This window comes from Bacillus sp. ES1-5, from assembly GCF_022487605.1.
In the GTDB taxonomy this organism is placed as follows: Bacteria; Bacillota; Bacilli; order Bacillales; family Bacillaceae_G; genus Bacillus_A; species Bacillus_A wiedmannii.
Window position 1 is genome coordinate 32490 of sequence record NZ_JAKVPU010000003.1, and the last position, 19847, is coordinate 52336.

Below are 19847 nucleotides of genomic sequence, written 5' to 3' on the forward strand. Positions count from 1 at the left end.
GTAAGGAGAGATAGGTAAGAGAAAGAGCAAACTGTTGCAAGTTGAAGAGTTAAGGAAAGCAAAGCGCAAAAGGAATGCAAGTAAAGAAGAATAGGTAAGAGAAAGAGCAAACGTGTTGCAAGATGAGGAGTTAAGGAAAGCAAAGCGCAAAAGGAATATAAGTAAGGAGAGATAGGAAAAAGAACGAACAAACGTGTTGCAAGTTGAAGAGTTAAGGAAAGCAAAGGGCAAAAGGAATGCAAGTAAGGAGAGATAGGTAAAAGAAAGAGCAAACTGTTGCAAGTTGAATAGTTAAGGAAAGCAAAGCGCAAAAGGAATGCAAGTAAAGAAGAGTAGGAAAAAGAACGAACAAACATGTTGCAAAATGAGGAGTTATGGAAAGAAAGACGCAAAATCTTATAAATATCTGTTACAATGTATTAAATAAAATAGTAGTAAAGAATTTATGATTAAAACTACTTTGTTGTGATCCATGGTTTAGGGAGGAATATAAAGTGGATAACTTATTACAAATGTTTCGAGATGCCTTGCTAATCTCTGAGCCAATTTATAAAACGAATGAGCTAGTATGGAATAAGTGGAATGCATACTTTAAAGATGTTGAAAACAATAATAATAAAGTATTAACCTCACCTCATGCTTCCCCATCATTTACTGCATTAGTGTCTTGGCTAGAAAAAAAGCAAGAATCCGGTACTACATTAGTACAAATTTATGCCAAAATTGATTCCTATAAGGAAGAAATATATAAAGAAATTGAAGGATTTATAGACAAAGAATTTCAAAATGTAGCATCTTCAAGCTCCATAATATTAGAAAATGATCAAAATATAGAAGAGACCAACATAGTAAACCACGAGGATTATTATGAGGTAAATAACTCTGCTGTTTATTATAAATTAAGAGATGGAATTGCAAAGAATCAATTTGAAGAGGATGACAATACCAAAGTTTTACAATATCCTATTGAAACGAAGTCTTCTAATGGGATGGCTCAACTTTCTTCACATAAAGACGAGGATTTAAGACTTACAAATATTGAAGAAGCTGCCCGATGGAATACCCTTGTTGATGATGTAATGAGTAATATGGATGATTTAACGGCAGATTGTTTAGATGCAATTACAATACAGTGGATCAACGAAGCAAAATCTCCAGATGAGTTTATTGATTTTTCATATGAGCAAGTTTTAGAAATGTGCAACATTCCAAAGACAGTCGTTAAAAATAAAGAATATTATCGAGCTGAAGATAAAATTAAAATAGCAAAGAGAATTGCCGCTTTAGCGAGTATTTTTATCTATTTAAATGATGAAAATGAGGTTGTAGTATTAAATGACCGCGATGATGAAGGAGAACGACTAGAATTAAAGCGTGAGGTTGTTAAGAGATTATTCGTATTAGATTCGGTTGTATTGTGGAGACATAGTGTTACAAATGAGTATATGGGTATTGAGTCTTGTCGTATTAAGCCAGGTAGCTTTTTAACCAATTATTTATATGGATCAAATAATACAACAGCATTATTGTCTAAAAAAGCACTTGAATACAATAGTTATAGACACAAATATCATAAAAGGTTAATTCGATACTTAACATGGCAATGGAGAATTAGACAAATGTATTCATCATTGAAAAAGCCATATTCTATAGGTGGGGACAAAGGGCTGCTAGCAGTAATGGATATCCCAAAAGATTGGAAGCCGAATCGTATTAGAGAACAGTTAGAAAACGTTCTAATGGATTTAGAAAATGAAAAAGTAATCTCTCATTGGGAGTATAGTGATCCACTTGATGAACAACAAATTGGGAAACGTAACTGGTTTAAAAATTATTACACTAACTTAGGAATAACGATTTTACCACCTGAGGAAATGCTGCAATCAATGGATAGGGTAATTGGAAAGAAGAGCATAGAAGAACCTCAAGAACAATTACCTGAAGTAACAGTTGTTAAAGAGATAAAGAAGACTGTAGAATCGGTCGAGCAAATAGAGAAAAAGATTCGTGACCAAATACTGAAAGTACACAATGAAAAAAAGGTAAGCATTCGTGAAATAGCAGATGAAATTAGTATTTCTCCGTCTACATTATCGAGATTTTGTAATCATAAAACAAAGCGTTTATCTAAAAAAGCATTAGAAAAGCTAACAAAATGGTGTGAAAGACAAGAAATATTAGAAAAGATGTAACATAGACTAAGTATTTCTCTTAATAATAGTCAAATTAAAAATACACATACATTATGTATGTGTATTTTACTTATAACCAATTATAATAGTCTGAATTTTCTTTATGATTAGTGATTTTGAAGGGTAAAGGTCCTACTTGAAACTCGATATAGTTATGCTGTCTAATCCACTACAATTAAATTTCTTGTCTTATCGATATGGTTCAGTAACATACGATACTCTTCTTCATACATAGTTAAACGTTGTAGAAGGGATTGATTCTCTGCTTCTAAATCTTCAATTTGATTTTGTAAATTTGTCAATGCATTCACATCTTTATAATTTTGTAGAAAGAGAATAATGTCATCTAATGTAATAGACAAAGAGTTTGTTTCTTTTTCTGGTGGGGAGAGGGGAATGTTGTTTCCCACTTTTCGCTCTTGTTTTGCTTGTTGTATTTCTTTTTCGTATTTTTTTCGCACGTATGAATTCCAACGGAATCCGCAAGCAGAAGGTGTTCTAGCTAGTAGTTTTGCGACTTCTTTGAATGCAGCTAATTGTGTTCCCCCGTTACGAATATACTGAAGTACTGTTGATGCGAGAAGTAAATCGTTATCATCAGTCCATGAATCTTGTCTTGAGATTACCACGTTTTAACCCCCTTATATGTTTTATATTACATATATGCAATTACTCAAAATGATAGAATCTCAACTTTTCTTGAAATAATTAGGAGTAAGTTGATAGAAGTATGTGTGGTTTTACATGCAAAATTGCATTTAAGGTTGACTATTTTGTAAAGGTGTAACTATAATGATTACATCTGTGTGACTTAATTAGTAAAATTGTCGGTATGAATTAGTTGTATTAACGGTGTATAAACAAGTATTAAATAATGAATGGAGTTGAAAAGATAATCCGATATATAAGAAGTTTGCATAAAAAAGAAGTTAAATAATCTATAGGTTTTATAATCATATATTAATTAAAAGAGGTGCACGTTTTGAAAATTTTTAAGGGAATTCTAGTTTCTTCAATTGCATTAACAGCATTTAATGGAATAGGCGGTATACTTCCAAGTGAAAAATCAGAAGTTGCCTACGCAGCTACTTACAATTATTCAAATAAGCAATTGAATTCTACTGTACATAAGCAAGTTACTAAACAATTAATTTTGAAATTTAAAAATGAAGCGAATTTACCATATCAGGATGGAATAGAAAAATTCATTAAAGAAGAAAAACAAGATCCTGAATTAATTGGAATTTTAGCTGAATACCCAAATGTAACTATAAATCGACTTTTTAGTTCTTTAAATCCTAAAGAAATTAAAAATCTAGGTAAAGAAATAAAAGATTCCGATCAAATTTCTTCTAATTTGCTAAACTATTATATTGTAGAAACTCAAGATAATATAGATGTACAAGCATTACTTACAAAAATTGAAAAATCATCTCTTGTTGAAACGGCGTATTTACAGGAAGAAGAGGCGCCACCAGAAGAGCGTTTACCAAATTTATCTGTTAATCCATATGATGAACCTAGACTTACAAGACAAGGTTACCTTGAACCAGCACCATTAGGAATTAATGCACCTTATGCCTGGAGCATAAAAGGTGGAGATGGAAAAGGAACTACTTTCGTAGATATGGAGTATGGCTGGTTATTTAGTCATGAGGATTTAGTGAATCAAAAGATTGAATTGATATCTGGACAGAATAAAAGCGAGCACCATGATCATGGTACTTCAGTCTTAGGAATTGTTTCGGCAGAGGATAATAACATAGGTGGAATTGGAATCGCACCCAAAGCTAAGGTAAAGGTTGTATCTCAGATTAGGGATAACGGAAATTATAATACAGCTGATGCTATCTTAAGTGCAATTAACAATATGCAAGCTGGAGATATCCTTTTATTAGAAGCCCAGGCTACTTATGATGGATATGGAGATAAGAACTATCTTCCTGTAGAAGTAAAACCGGATATATTTGATGCAATTCGTATGGGAACAAATAAGGGTATTATTATTATTGAAGCAGGTGCAAACGGCGGAAATGACTTGGATCAATTTAGAGACCGTAGTGGTAAACAAGTTTTAAATCGTAATAGTCCTGATTTTAAAGATTCAGGGGCAATTATGGTTGGGGCAGCTTCTGCAAGGGTTCCTCATAAGCGTTCATATTTCTCTAATTACGGTAGTAGAGTGGATGTGTATGGATGGGGGAATGCAGTAGATACTACAGATGCTAAACCAAGTGAATTTATAACAAATCTATATACATCTAGTTTTGCTGGAACATCTAGTGCATCGCCTATTATTGCTGGTGCTGCAGCATCAATTCAAGGAATTGCAAAAAATAATCAGGGGAGAGTATATACACCAAGACAGCTTAGGGATATTTTAAGTGATTCTAGCACCGGAACGAAATCCAATGATCCAACTTCTGATAAAATTGGTGTTTTACCTGACTTAAAAGCTATTTTATCTAAACTTGGTTTTTCACCAAACTTAAGTAATGATTCTTCCATTGTATTTCCTGAGGAACAAGAAATAAATAAAGGGAATAAGGGAAATGAAGGATCTACTATTACATTCCCAAAAGAAGATTCCGCTAATAGTGAAGGGGACTCTAGCTTTATTTTCCCAGAATAATTGTAGGGATATCTTGTATTTAATATAAAGGAATTTTATATAACTAGTTGAGTATAATACTGGTGAGATAGGCTCTTATGTGTAATCGCATAAGAGCCTATCTGTTGTACTTTTAACTATATAAGAGGGAAAGTACTTCTTTAGATATTTACCTTGCTTAACAAACCAAACATTACAATGGACATAATGAATTCATACTTGTGGGTATTTTTTAAATTAATGGCGGGGCGGATCGATACGGTAGAAGCCCTTATTTTAAAATGTTATATTTTCATGGAATCTATAATTTTGTAAACTTCCGCCATTTATGTTTTTTTATTTTAATTTATTTGATCTGCATTATTTTTTATAAGGAAGTTTTTCGTATTACTAATTGCTTGAATTGATTTAATTTTAATAGTGATTTTATTTGGAGATTGTATAATCTTATTAGTTGAATTATCTTTTATCTGTAGATTTGGCCCAGTAACAGCAATTGATTCTTTACCAATACTCATTATAAAACCTTTAATATGAATTTGTTCTAAAAATATTATGATGGGTAAATGAATTAATTGATAATCACGTAAAAGCTTTTGGATTTCATTTGTAATATCTTTAATATTTTTAGACGTGTTGATTTGATACTTAGAAATCGATTGTGAATTATTTTGTTTTATCTTGAATCTTTTTGACTCTGCTTGCGGAACAAGTGGGGATGGTAATTTTAATAAAACTGTGGAAATTTTTTGTGAACATGATGGAGTATTTGTAGGTTTTGATGAAACCGTAGATTTTTGTTGTGAACATGATGGAGTATTTGTAGGTTTTGATGAAACCGTAGATTTTTGTTGTGAACGTGATGGAGTATTCGTTGGTTCTGATGAAACTGTAGATTTTTGTTGTGAACGTGATGGAGTATTCGTTGGTTCTGGTGAAACTGTAGATTTTTGTTGTGAACGTGATGGAATATTCGTTGGTTCTAATGAAACTGAAGTATTTTGTTGTGAACGTGGTGGAATATCCGTTGGTTCTGATGAAACTGAAGTATTTTGTTGTGAGCGTGGTGGAATATAAAAAGGGATAGGATCTATATTAAACAATTTAAACTTAGGTTGTTTAATATTTTTTTGATTTGAACAAAACTGACACATCTAAACACCTCCTAAAAAGAGTTGTACTATATAGTAAACAGATTATGTAAAAGAGTGATAATAAAAAAATAATAAACAAGCCAAAATTATTTTCTATATAAGTGATATTTTAGGCTAATTTATATCAATTAAGGTTTTGTAAAATGAAATTGTGAACTACTCACCACTTAGCAAAGCTTGAAGTGGGAGCTTCTCAGTTCCGTGACGAAAGTAACCTTTCGTCTCCCTGAGCGTTACTTCGGGGTGTTCCACCCCTAGATGTCCAACGCATGGACGCTCTTTTGGTACGGTTGATATTTTACGCAGGAACCGAATGGCTTGGTTTTCGCACTCTATTTTCTTCCTGCAACCTTCTATATCAAGTTATCAAAGAACTTCATATAGCTAGTTTATCAAAAGTTTTTGGCTATGCCAAACCGAAATTCATCTCCCACCTATCGTTGGGCTACGCCCCTCACACGCTTGAGGAAGGAGAATTCTTTCGGGGAATACGTTAAAAAATGCAATGGGTATTTACAACCCATTGCATTTTTGGGTTTTATTGATTATTCCCCTTGGTCATCACTAACTGATAAAATTGAACTAATTTTAACACTAATTTGGTTTGGATTTTCAAGGTCTCCACCAGTAGCATTACTTTCCACTTCGACACCTTCGCCGTTACCACGACGAAGAGTAACAAAGTTTTCTCCAATTCGAGTGATAAGACCTTCTACATGAAACGATGGTAAAAATAATACTACTCTTGCTCCTACTAATTGAAATGCGTGTAACAATTCACGGATTTCATCTTCATGACGTTCTGCCATTTATATCTTCCTCCTCAAATAAATTAAAAAAGTAGAAAGGGGTTAAAAAAATACCTCTTTGCTACTTCTCAAGATAGGATATGTTGAAAATTACTAATCGAAATAGACAAAGTGGTAATTTATTTTTAATGATACGGAATTTTACTAGGGTTCAAATATCTCTATAGTGAGAAGTTATTAAGAAGTCATTCGCCCTTAAAATAGTAGTTGATCTTCTGTTTAAGGGAGAGATTATATAATTTTAAATGGTAAATAATCTTGTTTTGGAGTCATTTGAGGTTGTTTAATATTTTTTGATTGAAACAAAACTGACATATCTAAATACTTTATACAAAGATTTGCATTATAAAATGAATAGATTGTGTAAAGGAGTGATAATAAATAGAATAATAAAGAAGTAAGAATTACTTTCTATATAAGTGATATTTTAGGATAATTCATAACAATTAAGTTTCTGTAAAATGAAACTTAAAAAAATGCAATGGGTATTTATAACCCCATTGCATTTTTGGCTGTATTAATTATTCGCCTTGGTCATCACTAACTGATAAAATTGAACTAATTTTAACACTAATTTGGTTTGGATTCTCAAGGTCTCCACCATTAGCATTACTTTCCACTTCGACACCTTCGCCGTTACCACGACGAAGAGTAACAAAGTTTTCTCCAATTCGAGTGATAAGACCTTCTACATGAAACGATGGTAAAAATAATACTACTCTTGCTCCTACTAATTGAAATGCGTGTAACAATTCACGGATTTCATCTTCATGACGTTCTGCCATTTATATCTTCCTCCTCAAATAAATTAAAAAAGTAGAAAGGGGTTAAAAAAATACCTCTTTGCTACTTCTCAAGATAGGATATGTTGAAAATTACTAATCGAAATAGACAAAGTGGTAATTTATTTTTAATGATGCGGAATTTTACTAGGGTTCAAATATCTCTATAGTGAGAAGTTATTAAGAGGTTATTAGCCCTTGAAATAGTAGTTATTCCTGTGTTTAAGTGAGAGATTGTAGCCAATCTGCTAATTTAAAATGATAAATAATCTTGTTTTTATAGCCATAATGAACCTTTGTGAATGGTATTTTTATATATATTCATAGAATGGAATTAGCGTATTGTTTACTGGGAAGATTAAGAATGAATAGGGATGAAACCATATTACATCCTGTTACGGGTGTTAAGTATGTAATGTTTGTTGAATAATCAGTAAATTAAATTTGTTTTTTTGATGGAATCAAGAGGGAGCACTCTTTTTTCTTCGAATGGGAGTTTAATATGATGGCATCTGACTAATCGAATAAATTAATCAATCATCTGAACATATTGTACAAATAAGAAGATTTAACTCAGAAGTACAACAAGCTGCAACTAATATGTGGGGATTTAAACAAAAAGTTCTAGGATTAATCCTCATATGTAAATTGTCGGGATAAAATAACTTTCTACTGTTAGTTGATCATACAAGAAGAGAAACTGATTATTATAGAAAATATTTAATTGAATTGATTCAAAGTCAATTAGATGATCCTTCTGATGCTATTATTAAAGAAAATGTTTTCTTGTTAAGGATTACAGCAGAGTCTGCTAAATTTATTGTTCATCTTCTTGCTCCATCGGAAAGAAAGCTTGTAGAAAGGGACTGGTTAACAGTCTAATGAGCGATGATAACTCCTTATACATCGAGTTACTAATTGAAGAAGAGAATGATGATTAGAAGGAATCATTTCATTAATCTAGAATGAGGTACTCCAAAATATTATAACTAACTCTTTAAAGCATACAGAGGATAATGGAGAAATTATTCTTGAAATATACTTAGAGAATATTAATTTAATATTTCGAGTGTCAGATAATGGGAAGGGTTTTAATGAAGAAGTCGATTTAGTTTTTAATAAATATTATAAGGGAAATGGAGATTGAATATATATAAATAGTTCTGGGCTAGGACTTTATATTTGTAAGCTAATTATTGAAAAACATGGAGGAGAAATCTCTGCGTATAGTAACAAAAGAGAATGAGCTACTATAGAGTTTTCTTTACCTGGCAATAATAAGCTAATAGAAGATGATGAATGTAGTGATATTGTATAGAATTATACAATTAAGAAAAGAAGAATGATTTTGTACGATTCATATTCAATGCTAATCAGTGGTAATTAATGCGTTCTAATAATTAGATAGAAGAAAGGGCTTATGTTAAAGAGTGCTTAAAGATAAGTTCTTTCTTTTTTATTATTTCATTCTTTAGTTTGACACTTGTGTTAATATCCTCATCATGATGTGTAAGACTGGAAGGACAGTCTCATTTAAGGTGGTTTAGATTTTTAATGTCTTTGTTTTGATATCGACAACAATAACATAATTAGTTTAAAGCAAATGTGGATACGACACTAACTTGTTTGCCGTATCATTTTGCTCTGTATTCCAACATGGTCCGAAACTATGATCCTTTATGGAGTAGGTGGCAATGAATTGGCTTCGGGCAAGAGGTGGTAGCAGGTCATTTTAATTGTTTGAAAGGAGAACAAGTGTTAATAATGAAGAGGGTGTTTTAATTTTCTTAATGTATTATAAAACGTAGCTGAAAAGGTTATATAATGGTTATGATATAATAAAATTCAAGTACAATAAGGGGGATTAATTAAATGATTTTTCAAAGCATGATAACAGCTATTATAGAAAAATTACAAGAGACGGTGAATCCCTATTGGATAATTGTGTTTGGATCAACGGCTGAGAACAGAGAACGAGAAGATAGTGATATTGATATAGCTTATTTAAGTGACACAACTTTAGGGAACTATGAACGTTTTTTATTAGCACAGGAGTTAGCTAACATTGTTCATAAAGATGTTGATTTAGTTGATTTATCCGAAGCTTCTACAGTTTTTCAAGCTCAGATTATACATACAGGAAAGACAATATTTTGTTCGGATGAAAGACGTAAGGTCATTTTTGAAATGAAAACCTTAAAAATGTATTCAAAATTGAATGAAGAACGACAGATAGTATTTGATGATATAAAGAAAAGAGGTTCTATATATGAAGAATGAGGTTATTTTAAATAAAATTTCTACAGTAGAGCGTTGTATAAAAAGAATCCAAGATGTGTATGGAAATGACCCTGAAAATTTAGAGGATTTTACAAAACAAGATTCAATAATATTGAACATACAAAGAGCTTGTGAAGCAAGTATTGATTTAGCGATGCATATTGTTGCAGGGAAAAAATTAGGACTACCCCAATCTAGTCGAGAGGCCTTTGATTTATTGGTTACAGCAGGATTACTTAGCGCTGATCTAGCAAATAAGTTAAAGGCAATGGTTGGATTTCGTAATATTGCTGTTCATGATTATCAAAGTGTAAATTTAGATATTGTTCGTCAAATTATTGAAAAACATTTAACTGATTTTAAACTATTTACGAAAGAAGTAATGGGGATATTGGAATTTTAGGCAAAAGAACAGAATAATAGGGCTGAGAAAGAAAGTAATTCTATGATGCCCAAACCAGCTATTGAAACAATCACTTAATTTCGTAAGAAGAAACGTGTTCATAAGATGAATTTGTTTATGTTGTAGTGAAGCTTTGCATGAAATGTATGTAGATAATAGTAGGAGCAATAGCCATATACAATTTTATCAACAAATAAGTAAATATTTTTAAAACTAATTTTTATACATATAATGTATACCGAAAACAAAAAGTTTCCTTATGGAAACTTTTTTGTTTTCGGTAAATTTACAACAATTAATTAATATACAGTTTTTGAGAAAAATGATGAATCATGTCAAATCATCTTCATTTACACAAACATGAACGTAGGATAAAAAGGAAGCATATCCAAAATAATTAAAGGGGCTGAAAAAATGATTAAAAAACTTATTATTGGTTCTATTGCTTTAGCCGTAACAATAGGAGTGAGTAAACCTACATTTGCTGCTACAATGCATTCTCTATCACAGTTTAATGAAACTCAAAATTTCTATGTGCAATCCCTAGATTCTCCATGGCAGTATCTAGGACAAACTTCAAGGGAACTCCAAATTAAAAGTAAGGATCCAAAAGTACTAGCTTTTGAACTAGCGAAAGAAGCCCCATTTTACGGGGAAGAATTAGTAGACATATGTTCTGCGATTTTAGATACGAATGTAGATGTTGTATATTGGACAAGTAAGGAATGGGTTAGATTTGAAGCAGGAAATTATGAGTTTAAACATGAAATTAAACTTTTTAGAGATAAAGAACGTCAGAAATTAATTACTGCACTAGAATCTTAGACCTTTTACAAAAAGAAGCTATGCTATACTCCCCTTATAGTAGATAGGATAAAGAAAACACATTAACCTATTTACTATGGAGGGGAGTTTTCTATGAGTAAAATTAGCACCACTGATGAAGTAGAATTTAAGAAAAAAGCAGTCGATTTATATTAAAAGAAGGAATGACATATAAATAATTGAGTCTTTTTTTGTTTAACATGTGTACGTTTATTACTGATGAAAATCGTACTACAATTACATCCATGGCTTATATTTTAGGAGTATGTCCTTTAGTATTTATTAATACATAAGTTTCGTAATAAGAATTTACTGATTGTGCTATTTCAGATGACTTTAAGATAATTGAAGAAATATATTGGATTAGGCTAAAAGGGTTTAGGCTAACTTTGTACAAGTAGATAGTGAACTACTCACCACTTAGCAAAGCTTGAAGTGGGAGCTTCTCAGTTCCGTGACGAAAGTAACCTTTCGTCTCCCTGAGCGTTACTTCGGGGTGTTCCACCCCTAGATGTCCAACGCATGGACGCTCTTTTGGTACGGTTGATATTTTACGCAGGAACCGAATGGCTTGGTTTTCGCACTCTATTTTCTTCCTGCAACCTTCTATATCAAGTTATCAAAGAACTTCATATAGCTAGTTTATCAAAAGTTTTTGGCTATGCCAAACCGAAATTCATCTCCCACCTATCGTTGGGCTACGCCCCTCACACGCTTGAGGAAGGAGAATTCTTTCGGGGAATACGTTAAAATGTTATAGAAAAATAAGGAAAATAGTTATAAAATAGGAAACTGGAAGGAACTTTCCAGTTTGTTTTTGTTGTGCGAGATAAAGATGGCCAAAGATGAGAGCTTAAGAATTCTTTTCTTTGTCTAAAACTAACACTTAACATAATGGATCTAGAAGGTATCAGTACAAATGGAAAAGATGAAGTAATAGAAGGTAAACGTCTTCCTACTATTAGATTTCCAAAATCAGCAGGATATATAAAAGATGAGATTGCAAATGGGGAAACTGATATTTGTACAATAGATCAGAATCGGCTTCAAAAAATAGAAGTTAAACTTTAGCATTATTATTCAATAGTGTCATAACTATTATTTCATTAGTTCTGCTATATAAAAGGGTGTTGAAAATTAGCTGCATTTTTATGCTGATTACAATGGCATCATCCTTTTGTATTTATATACATAAATTCTTAGATTAGTTAAATTATCGCTTTAATTATAGTGAAACTATCAGTATAAAAGGAAAGAAACTCTATCAAACAAAAAAATTGGAACGTTTGATTGAATGACAAGTATGCTATTTTAATGTTTAAGTTAATAACATAAATAGAACCTATTAATATGTTACTACTTTGTTTTTGTATTGTTGAAAATAAGAAAGGTGAAATCAATGAAAAAATATTGGCATAAGCTATCGTTGCTTCAGAAAAATGTATTACTAACGGTATTAATAATTCTAACGCTTGTGGGAAGTATGGGCTTGTTAAGCTTTAACATGTTTCAAAATAGTATGATGTCTATATTTGAAAGGCAGTCTTTTGAAACAGGAGATACAATAATAAATCAATTAGATCTAGAAATAGTAAGAGATGTAGCAAAAGACCCCTCAGCACAAAAAGTAAAGACAGAAAAATTGACGGAACAATTAGATAAAGCTATAAAAGATATGAAAAGTGTCGGACAAACATATGTTACAGGAGCCAAACTAAATGATAAAGCTGAATTACAATTAGTAGCTTTGGATACAGAATTAGCAAATACAGTTTCTGTAAAACTAGGTTCTGTAAAAACAGGTGACTATTATGAGCATCCTACTCATTGGAAGAAGACATACGACAAAGTAATGAAAACGAAACAGGCACAAATGACAGAAGTGTATGAAGATGTACTAGGTACATGGGTAACAATTTTAGAGCCAATTACAGATGAAGATAATAATATAATTGCAATTGTTGCGGCGGATTTAGACGCTTCTATTATTCCTCTTACAAAGAAAGAATTTATAGTGCATGGTTTACTATTTATAATCATCTCATTAACAATCGCAATTACAATTCAAATATTCATCTCACGAAAATCTCTATCGCCTTTAAAGGATTTACAAGAAGGGTTACGTAAAGTTGGTGATGGGGATTTAAGTATTAAATTGAATGAAGGGTCTGATGATATAGGGATAACTAATATCTATTTCAATAACACTATTAAAAAGTTTAATAGGATTATAGATAAAGTAAGGCAGACTGCTATACAAGTTTCAACATCCTCACAGGAATTGTCGGTAAGTACAAAAGAGAATAGCATAGCCTTTAAAGGAATTTCAAGTGCTATTACAGGATTAAAATTAGGAGCATATTCTCATGAATATGTAGTGCAAAAATGTTTAGGAATTGTTCAAGAAATGGAAATTAAGCTGAAAGAAATTACAGGAGCTGCAGAACAAGTTAGGAATACTTCGGAAGAAATGGAACAGCATTCTTTAGAAGGAAAAGATTTGATTAAGCAAATTGTGAATCAAATGAAAAGAAGCCGAGATTCAATTCAAGATGTATCTTCTAGTATTTATGCATTAGAAGCACAATCTAAGGAAATTAATGAAATTCTTACTGTAATTACAACTATTTCAAATCAAGCAAATTTATTAGCTTTAAATGCTTCTACTGAAGACTCATGTGCTGGAAAGATGGGGAAAGGAATTTCAGTTGTTGCGGATGAGGTACGTATATTATCGGAAAGAACCGAGGCATCTGCAAGGGATATAGCTAAATTAATTGGTGAAACCCAAGCTGAAACAGAAGAGACTGTAAGATCCATACAGAATGGTTCAAAGGAAATAGAATCAGGAATAACACTTGTTCAAAGTAGTGGTGCTTTCTTTGAAAAGATTTCAGAAGCTGCACAATCTGTTACAAATCAAATTAAAGAGACTTCGAATAATTCAAGTGACATTTTAAAAGGTAATCAAGCTATTGTTCAGATTGTAAATGAATTATCATACATTGCAAATACATATGTGAATAGCGGTAGTAATGTAGAGATAAGTATGAAAGAGCAAGAATTATATGTACAAGATATTGCAGAGTTGGCAAATTCTTTGAATTGGCTCTCCCAAGAGTTACAGGAGTTAATAGGGGAATTCAAGAGTAAGTAGGATAGGAGACGGTATGGGTATGACATATACCTTTATTTATTCCCACAAAAGGGAGGAAAGTTTAGGTGATATATGTAAAATAGCTAAACGAATAATTTTTTTGCATATTTTGTTGGAAATAGAGCATGATATTACCAAATTCAACGGAGGTGTTTAAAAATGCAAATTCGCGAAAATAATAATTCAAACGAAATCTTAATAGCAGCTGCAGCAAGTGCAATTGAACAAATGAAATATGAAATTGCACAGGAGTTTGGTGTTACTCTTGGGCCGGATTCAACAGCAAGAGCAAATGGTTCAGTAGGTGGAGAAATTACAAAACGTTTAGTTCGTATGGCGCAAGAGCAGTTATCTGGTCAATATAAAATTCACTAAAGTTAAAGGTATATCCCATGAAGGGATATACCTTTTTAATTTGCCTTTAAAGAGGACAGTGAAAATTTTTACTGCTAGTTAAATTTAGACACTGCAAATTTGGCTGTGAAATTCATCTTCTTCATGTAAGAAGAATTTACTCCTGCTTGAAATTGAACAGAAATATTACCGTCTTTTTGTGCTTTGAATACGCGACCGTATGGTGAATTAGCATTGTATGTGCCAATTACTTGATCATCTGCATCAAAGACTGTATAAGAAATTGGGAACCCGGAATTTTGTACAAAGACCGTAAGTTCTTCCCCTTTATTGAGATTGAATGATTCTTTTTGAGAAACCTCATAGGAACTCATAGAGTAATATTTTGTAACTTCTTGAATTTCTAAATTTGTAGTTGCTGCACTCACTTTAGGTGCCTCTGCTCCTGGTAAGTTCATACCTGATAGTACTGCAATTCCTAATGCCCCTGCTAAAATAACTTTTTTCATAATGCTAGTTCCTCCTTTAATATATTGTGAGATTTGAAAACGAAGTGAAAATACAACTCCTTGAAACCATTATAGTTACAACGAGAATGGTTTTCAATGAGATTTGATATGTAATTCTGCATACATAAGATGTCGATATAAGGTAATCTATCCGAAGTTCAAAGTATTCTTAAAGAAGGAGAGAGCAACTTTTCAAAACTATGAATGTTATGGTAGCTGATTTTTTACATACGTTGGTTCTATAAGTGAATATTTTGTTGTTTTTTCATTGTGCATTCATTGTATGTAAATAAACAATCAATTGTTGATAAAGTTGTATAATTTGGAATTATTAAACAAAATAAGTGGTTATATGTTATAATAAAGCTGCAATAAGGTTTAGCATTCTAATCTTATTGTGTATATTTAGCCTAAGTATGTCGTTTGTATTAAAAATAAGAAGTCTCTCAAAAAGAGGCTTCTTATTTTTTGTATGGAGGGGGATTACAGATGATTGATTATTATCAAATTTTTTATTTACTATCAACAAATCTTTTACATACATGTTCAGAGGTATTCCGAAAGTAGAACAGAGAATATTAATGTATAAGAGAATTATTTAATTATATATTAATATATAACAATTATTGTATTTTATGTTAATATTAATATGCTAGGAAATGAATTATATAAGGCAAATGAAATTATTTGTAATAATAAATTATAGAAATAAGGGGATTACAGTATGAAACTAACAAAAATGCTTTTAATAGGAGCTACACTTGCTACGACGACATTAACATCGTTAACGAATGTACAAGCAGATACAGCATTTAAAGATGTTCCTACAAATCACTGGTCTTATGATGCAATTATGCATCTAAAAGATAAAAAAATGATAGCTGGCTATGGAAATGGAATGTTTGGATTAGGCGATAATATTACGCGAGGACAAGCAGCTCGTCTGCTATATGTGTATCTACAGCCATTACTTGTAGGTGATAGGTTTGAAGATCAATTTAAAGATGTAAAAGGTACTATGTTTGAAAAAGAAATTTATGCTGTTGTCAGTTCTGGTCTTATGAGTGGATATGGGGATAATGAATTTGGACCAAATGATGTTTTAACTCGTGAACAATTAGCGGCAATTTTACAAAAAACATTTAATTTAAAGCAACAATCTATTACTACTTTTAATGATGTGGAAAAAAATTATTGGGCTACTGAGGCGATTAGTGCTCTACAAGAGAACAAAATTGCTGTGGGCACAGGTAACAATTTATTTGAGCCTAAAAAAGTAGTAACTCGTGAGCAGTATGCACAGTTTCTATATAATGCAATGCGTAAATTAGAGAAGCCGGGGCAACCTGAAGTAATGCCGTTGGGGATACCGAGATCCATGGTGACAGATGATTTTACTTTTGATAAATCGTTAGTGGATATTGTTCCCGTGTATAGTAAATCTATATCTAAAGAGGCGCAGAATCTCATTAAAGAGATAAATGAGAAGTATAATCTAGATATAAAGTATTGGGAGACAAGTGCAGTACTATATTTAGCTTCATCTAAAATGGCAAAAGAAAATAAAGAGTGGTATGGACCATTGAGTATAGATGAAAAGGGCGGTAATAATTTTGCTATTAGCTTCGAAAATCATAAACCATCTATTGAATTGACGAAAAGATGGATTACTATGATATACCCAGATTTAAATCTAGATAAAGAGATTGATAGATTGGTCAAAAATGTAAATGTGGAATATGCATTTGATAAAGGCCGACATAAAATAAAAATGGGACAAACGGCTAATTATAAGAGCTGGTACATTTATATTGGTGAATAATTAAGATTTTCCAAGGGTTTAAACTGATAAAAGAAGTTATTATTTTGATTGAAGAGGCAAGTAATTGGATTGAAACAAATATTCACTATGCAGAGTAGATTTTTAATAAATTATGAAAAAACGTAGAGTTGATTCATATAACACTGTTGTGAATCAGTATTGTATGAATAATGTAACATCTAGGAGCTAATTTGAGTAGGGCTAATAGAAATGATGAAGTTTATAAAAGAAAATAGAGAAGAGCAATTTCGTAAATTAATTGCTAATAATGAGCGAGAAATTGCAAAAAAGAAGAGTTAATCAAAAATTAACTCTTCTTTTTATTTAAAAATAAACTTTATTTCTATACCCGTTATACCACGGTTTATTAATTAGATTGTGTATAAGATCAATTTTTACTATAAAAGAGATTTAAATGGGGTTAAATTAGCATTTGTAAGCCAAATTTGATAGAAAAATAATCCCTCTTATAAGAGGGGTTTCTAATAATTATTTTGAGATTTTACATTTAAAATTAGGTGATAAGATAATTGGGAGAAGTAAAAGTGATAAAACGTATTTTAATCGTTCGAATTATTTTGGTTCTGGATAATGATGGTAGTATGAGGTTCTAATAAATTTTTAATAGACATTTGTTAATTTAGCAACTCTAAATGGATGAGTGTAAAAGAGATTTAATACATTGTAAGAGGAATACATATTATTGAGATTAACTAAAAAATTTAAAAGGCCTTGTCATTAGAGACAGGGCCTTTTAAAAAGGGACACAATTGACAACTGAAGGTAACTTTATATTACCATTATTGGGATTCTAGTTCCAATTATTTATATTGAGAAATAAAATGACTATTTTGTAGAGTGTGAGATGGAGTGATGCAGCTTATAGATTTTGCAAGAATGGAAGGTAAAAGCAGAATTTTTTATTTGCTTTAAACAAAGGATAGGAGAAGTACTTTTGCTTAGCAAAGCGTGTTAATCATAGTTCTAAGTTATGTAAAAAAACTGTTTTCAGGATAGGAGCCCTTTAGTTTTAAGAAGAGAATATATTTTCTCAACAGGACAAATGGTAATTATCTATAAGTACTATTTATAAGGATAATAAGAAAATTAGAAATTAATAATAAAGGAGAATGCGAAATGAAAACAGTAGTATCTGATAGAGATTTAGCTGAAATCCGCGAAGAAGACGTAGATGTTTTAAAAGTAATGGCACATCCGGTGCGATTACAAATTGTAAATGAATTAATGCACCATAAAATGTGTAATGTTACGCAGTTAACGGAAATATTAAGACTCCCACAATCTACTGTTTCACAGCATCTTTCAAAATTAAGGGGAACCGTACTTCGTGCAGAAAGAAGGGGATTAGAGATGCATTATTATATAGATAATGCTAAAGCTCGTCAGATTGTTGGAATTTTGGGCTTGTAGGTTAATAAAAAGCAAAAAAGTTTCCTGTTATTAAGCAGGGAACTTTATATATAATAATTTTATTTTGTGAGGATTACTGTGTAAATAAGAAAATATTGTTCATAGAATTTCTGTACCTTTCAAAGGAATGTAATGAAATAAGATCTACTAATTTGTTTTCAATAGAGCTTATAATTATGTTTATGTTATTAAATATTTTTTTGGTTACCTATATTGATGGAATTTAGCTAATTCATAGGAAGATGTGGAGTAGGTTTACTATTTTCTTTATAAATAATAAACCTACTGTATTAACAGAGTTTTCTTATAAGAATTATAACAAATTATTTTAGTAATAAACAGACTTAAAGTCACTTCCTAATAAATCGTAAAATCTACATGTAAGGTAAATAAAGGAATATTTGGAGGTTGTTACGAAAAGGATATTAGCAAAATCACTATTAGGTATTTCAGCATTCTCTCTATTAACTACATCATTTTCTATGAGTACGAAAGCAGCGACTCATGAATTAGATAATGTACCGGTTATTAGTGTAGAAACAGTAGAAGATAGTAAAATTGAAGTGGCAGAATTTAATCAAGTAGAACGATTTGCATTCCCATTAGCCATTCCTGTAATTATTTGGGGTGCTAGAGGCGCACAAGTAGTTCATAAGGTATGGAAAGCAGGTAAATTAGTTACAATTGGATCTGCTGTTGGTATTTCTGGAATGAAAGCACAAGATGTCATTGGTAAATATAAAAAAGGTGCTATTAATAAAGAATTTCCAGGCTCAATGAAAAATAAAACGGTGAAGGAGATTGAAGATTTAGCTGAAAAAGGAAATAAAGATGCGAAAAAGGCAAAAAAATTATTAACAGATAAGAGATTTAACAAGGGTGATAATAGAAAATGAGTATAATTACTAAAAGTGATATTTTAAATACAGTAGATTCATTTTTTTCTAATGAAAGACCTACGGATAAATCATCAGCAAAAATTTTAAAGCCAAATGAGAAGTTACTTTCTTTAAAGCAAAATAGTCAACAAGATAATATAGATAAAATTTGGTATACCGAGTTTCAAAAAATATACTCTAATAATGCAGTTGTTAATTGGACGGATTTACCTAATAGTCAGTGTTTAGAATATAAGGTTTTAGCTCACAGTAATCAGAAAATCTTAGATGATGATATTGAGTTAATTAAATTATTAGGCGGAAAAAGAGTGGATTTAAGGATTTTTATTAGTTTACTTGGAGATTATTATTACTGTATGTTAGAAGAAACTAGCTATATCAAAGAAACAGACGAATGGAAATTCAATAATATAAGTGATAGTGGACAATACATTGAACTTCTAAAAGAAACTAAAATGTTTATGGATAAAAATGGTTTTAGTTATATCTCTAAAGAGTTATTAAATACTACATTAGAAGGTACAGAAACAGAATATATTTCTTGTAATAAGGTCACTTTATTTAATTGCTTATTCTCTGAATTTGAATCTATAGATTAATAATAGGATGATAGCTTTGA

16 protein-coding genes and 2 pseudogenes are annotated in these 19847 nt (G+C 31.2%); 13 read left to right on the plus strand and 5 right to left on the minus strand.

Going from position 1 to position 19847, the window contains the following annotated elements:
- Positions 1-494 precede the first annotated feature (494 nt).
- Positions 495-2192 carry a helix-turn-helix domain-containing protein gene (locus tag MKO96_RS12475; RefSeq protein ID WP_240587600.1) on the plus strand — a complete coding sequence of 566 codons (1698 nt, stop codon included), beginning with the start codon at positions 495-497 and terminating at the stop codon, positions 2190-2192.
- A gap of 161 nt (positions 2193-2353) precedes the next feature.
- Here MKO96_RS12475 and MKO96_RS12480 read toward each other — a convergent pair whose 3' ends face one another.
- Positions 2354-2821, minus strand: coding sequence for an RsfA family transcriptional regulator (locus tag MKO96_RS12480; RefSeq protein ID WP_240587601.1), 468 nt, complete (start codon positions 2819-2821; stop codon positions 2354-2356).
- A gap of 353 nt (positions 2822-3174) precedes the next feature.
- Here MKO96_RS12480 and MKO96_RS12485 point away from each other — a divergent pair, with 353 nt between their 5' ends.
- Entirely contained in the window at positions 3175-4824 is a 1650-nt protein-coding gene (locus MKO96_RS12485; RefSeq protein WP_240587602.1) for a S8 family peptidase, read from the plus strand.
- A gap of 320 nt (positions 4825-5144) precedes the next feature.
- Here the strand turns inward: MKO96_RS12485 and MKO96_RS12490 are convergent, their stop codons facing one another.
- The 3 genes from MKO96_RS12490 to MKO96_RS12500 all read right to left on the minus strand — a co-directional run bounded on the left by MKO96_RS12490 (position 5145) and on the right by MKO96_RS12500 (position 7551).
- On the minus strand, positions 5145-5957 hold the full coding sequence (locus MKO96_RS12490) for a hypothetical protein (protein ID WP_240587603.1): 813 nt from the start codon (positions 5955-5957) through the stop codon (positions 5145-5147).
- A 545-nt stretch (positions 5958-6502) separates the two neighbouring features.
- On the minus strand, positions 6503-6766 hold the full coding sequence (locus MKO96_RS12495; RefSeq protein ID WP_076775767.1) for a hypothetical protein: 264 nt from the start codon (positions 6764-6766) through the stop codon (positions 6503-6505).
- A gap of 521 nt (positions 6767-7287) precedes the next feature.
- Positions 7288-7551, minus strand: coding sequence for a hypothetical protein (locus MKO96_RS12500; RefSeq protein WP_088046101.1), 264 nt, complete (start codon positions 7549-7551; stop codon positions 7288-7290).
- Positions 7552-7912: 361 nt separating this feature from the next.
- Between MKO96_RS12500 and MKO96_RS12505 the strand changes: the two are divergent.
- From MKO96_RS12505 to MKO96_RS12535, 7 genes and pseudogenes are all read left to right on the plus strand, one after another.
- Positions 7913-8409 (plus strand): annotated as a pseudogene (locus MKO96_RS12505) (DUF2935 domain-containing protein); the annotation flags it as partial.
- A 118-nt stretch (positions 8410-8527) separates the two neighbouring features.
- Positions 8528-8695: pseudogene (locus tag MKO96_RS29485) on the plus strand (ATP-binding protein); the annotation flags it as partial.
- Between the two features lie 725 nt (positions 8696-9420).
- Positions 9421-9828 (plus strand): type VII toxin-antitoxin system MntA family adenylyltransferase antitoxin, encoded by a 408-nt coding sequence (gene mntA / locus MKO96_RS12515; protein ID WP_046956012.1) that lies wholly within the window; start codon positions 9421-9423, stop codon positions 9826-9828.
- Positions 9818-10231: a type VII toxin-antitoxin system HepT family RNase toxin gene (hepT, locus tag MKO96_RS12520; RefSeq protein ID WP_046956013.1), complete on the plus strand. Its 414-nt coding sequence runs from the start codon at positions 9818-9820 to the stop codon at positions 10229-10231. The genes mntA and hepT overlap by 11 nt, the downstream gene beginning before the upstream one ends.
- 414 nt (positions 10232-10645) lie before the next feature.
- Positions 10646-11056 carry a hypothetical protein gene (locus MKO96_RS12525; RefSeq protein WP_240587604.1) on the plus strand — a complete coding sequence of 137 codons (411 nt, stop codon included), beginning with the start codon at positions 10646-10648 and terminating at the stop codon, positions 11054-11056.
- 1399 nt (positions 11057-12455) lie between these two features.
- A complete protein-coding gene (locus tag MKO96_RS12530) occupies positions 12456-14213 on the plus strand; it encodes a methyl-accepting chemotaxis protein (protein WP_240587605.1) in 1758 nt (585 codons plus the stop codon).
- A 159-nt stretch (positions 14214-14372) separates the two neighbouring features.
- Positions 14373-14588, plus strand: a complete 216-nt coding sequence (locus tag MKO96_RS12535) for an alpha/beta-type small acid-soluble spore protein (protein ID WP_001167047.1) — start codon at positions 14373-14375, stop codon at positions 14586-14588.
- Positions 14589-14662: 74 nt separating this feature from the next.
- Here MKO96_RS12535 and MKO96_RS12540 read toward each other — a convergent pair whose 3' ends face one another.
- Positions 14663-15076 carry a hypothetical protein gene (locus MKO96_RS12540; RefSeq protein ID WP_098586417.1) on the minus strand — a complete coding sequence of 138 codons (414 nt, stop codon included), beginning with the start codon at positions 15074-15076 and terminating at the stop codon, positions 14663-14665.
- A 724-nt stretch (positions 15077-15800) separates the two neighbouring features.
- On the opposite strand from MKO96_RS12540, the gene MKO96_RS12545 reads away from it, so the two are divergent.
- The 4 genes from MKO96_RS12545 (at position 15801) to MKO96_RS12560 (ending at position 19827) form a co-directional block, all read left to right on the plus strand.
- On the plus strand, positions 15801-16898 hold the full coding sequence (locus MKO96_RS12545) for an S-layer homology domain-containing protein (RefSeq protein WP_240587606.1): 1098 nt from the start codon (positions 15801-15803) through the stop codon (positions 16896-16898).
- Positions 16899-18035: 1137 nt separating this feature from the next.
- A complete protein-coding gene (locus MKO96_RS12550; protein ID WP_240587607.1) occupies positions 18036-18329 on the plus strand; it encodes an ArsR/SmtB family transcription factor in 294 nt (97 codons plus the stop codon).
- Positions 18330-18730: 401 nt separating this feature from the next.
- Positions 18731-19225, plus strand: a complete 495-nt coding sequence (locus MKO96_RS12555; RefSeq protein WP_240587608.1) for a hypothetical protein — start codon at positions 18731-18733, stop codon at positions 19223-19225.
- On the plus strand, positions 19222-19827 hold the full coding sequence (locus MKO96_RS12560) for a hypothetical protein (protein ID WP_240587609.1): 606 nt from the start codon (positions 19222-19224) through the stop codon (positions 19825-19827). The genes MKO96_RS12555 and MKO96_RS12560 overlap by 4 nt, the downstream gene beginning before the upstream one ends.
- Positions 19828-19847 lie beyond the last annotated feature (20 nt).

Coding starts and splice junctions, on each gene's coding strand:
- MKO96_RS12560 (WP_240587609.1), top strand. CDS start 19,222: ATGAGTATAATTACTAAAAGTGATATTTTAAATACAGTAGATTCATTT.
- MKO96_RS12545 (WP_240587606.1), top strand. CDS start 15,801: ATGAAACTAACAAAAATGCTTTTAATAGGAGCTACACTTGCTACGACG.
- mntA (WP_046956012.1), top strand. CDS start 9,421: ATGATTTTTCAAAGCATGATAACAGCTATTATAGAAAAATTACAAGAG.
- MKO96_RS12535 (WP_001167047.1), top strand. CDS start 14,373: ATGCAAATTCGCGAAAATAATAATTCAAACGAAATCTTAATAGCAGCT.
- MKO96_RS12540 (WP_098586417.1), bottom strand. CDS start 15,076: ATGAAAAAAGTTATTTTAGCAGGGGCATTAGGAATTGCAGTACTATCA.
- MKO96_RS12530 (WP_240587605.1), top strand. CDS start 12,456: ATGAAAAAATATTGGCATAAGCTATCGTTGCTTCAGAAAAATGTATTA.
- MKO96_RS12500 (WP_088046101.1), bottom strand. CDS start 7,551: ATGGCAGAACGTCATGAAGATGAAATCCGTGAATTGTTACACGCATTT.
- MKO96_RS12495 (WP_076775767.1), bottom strand. CDS start 6,766: ATGGCAGAACGTCATGAAGATGAAATCCGTGAATTGTTACACGCATTT.
- hepT (WP_046956013.1), top strand. CDS start 9,818: ATGAAGAATGAGGTTATTTTAAATAAAATTTCTACAGTAGAGCGTTGT.
- MKO96_RS12525 (WP_240587604.1), top strand. CDS start 10,646: ATGATTAAAAAACTTATTATTGGTTCTATTGCTTTAGCCGTAACAATA.
- MKO96_RS12490 (WP_240587603.1), bottom strand. CDS start 5,957: ATGTGTCAGTTTTGTTCAAATCAAAAAAATATTAAACAACCTAAGTTT.
- MKO96_RS12550 (WP_240587607.1), top strand. CDS start 18,036: ATGAAAACAGTAGTATCTGATAGAGATTTAGCTGAAATCCGCGAAGAA.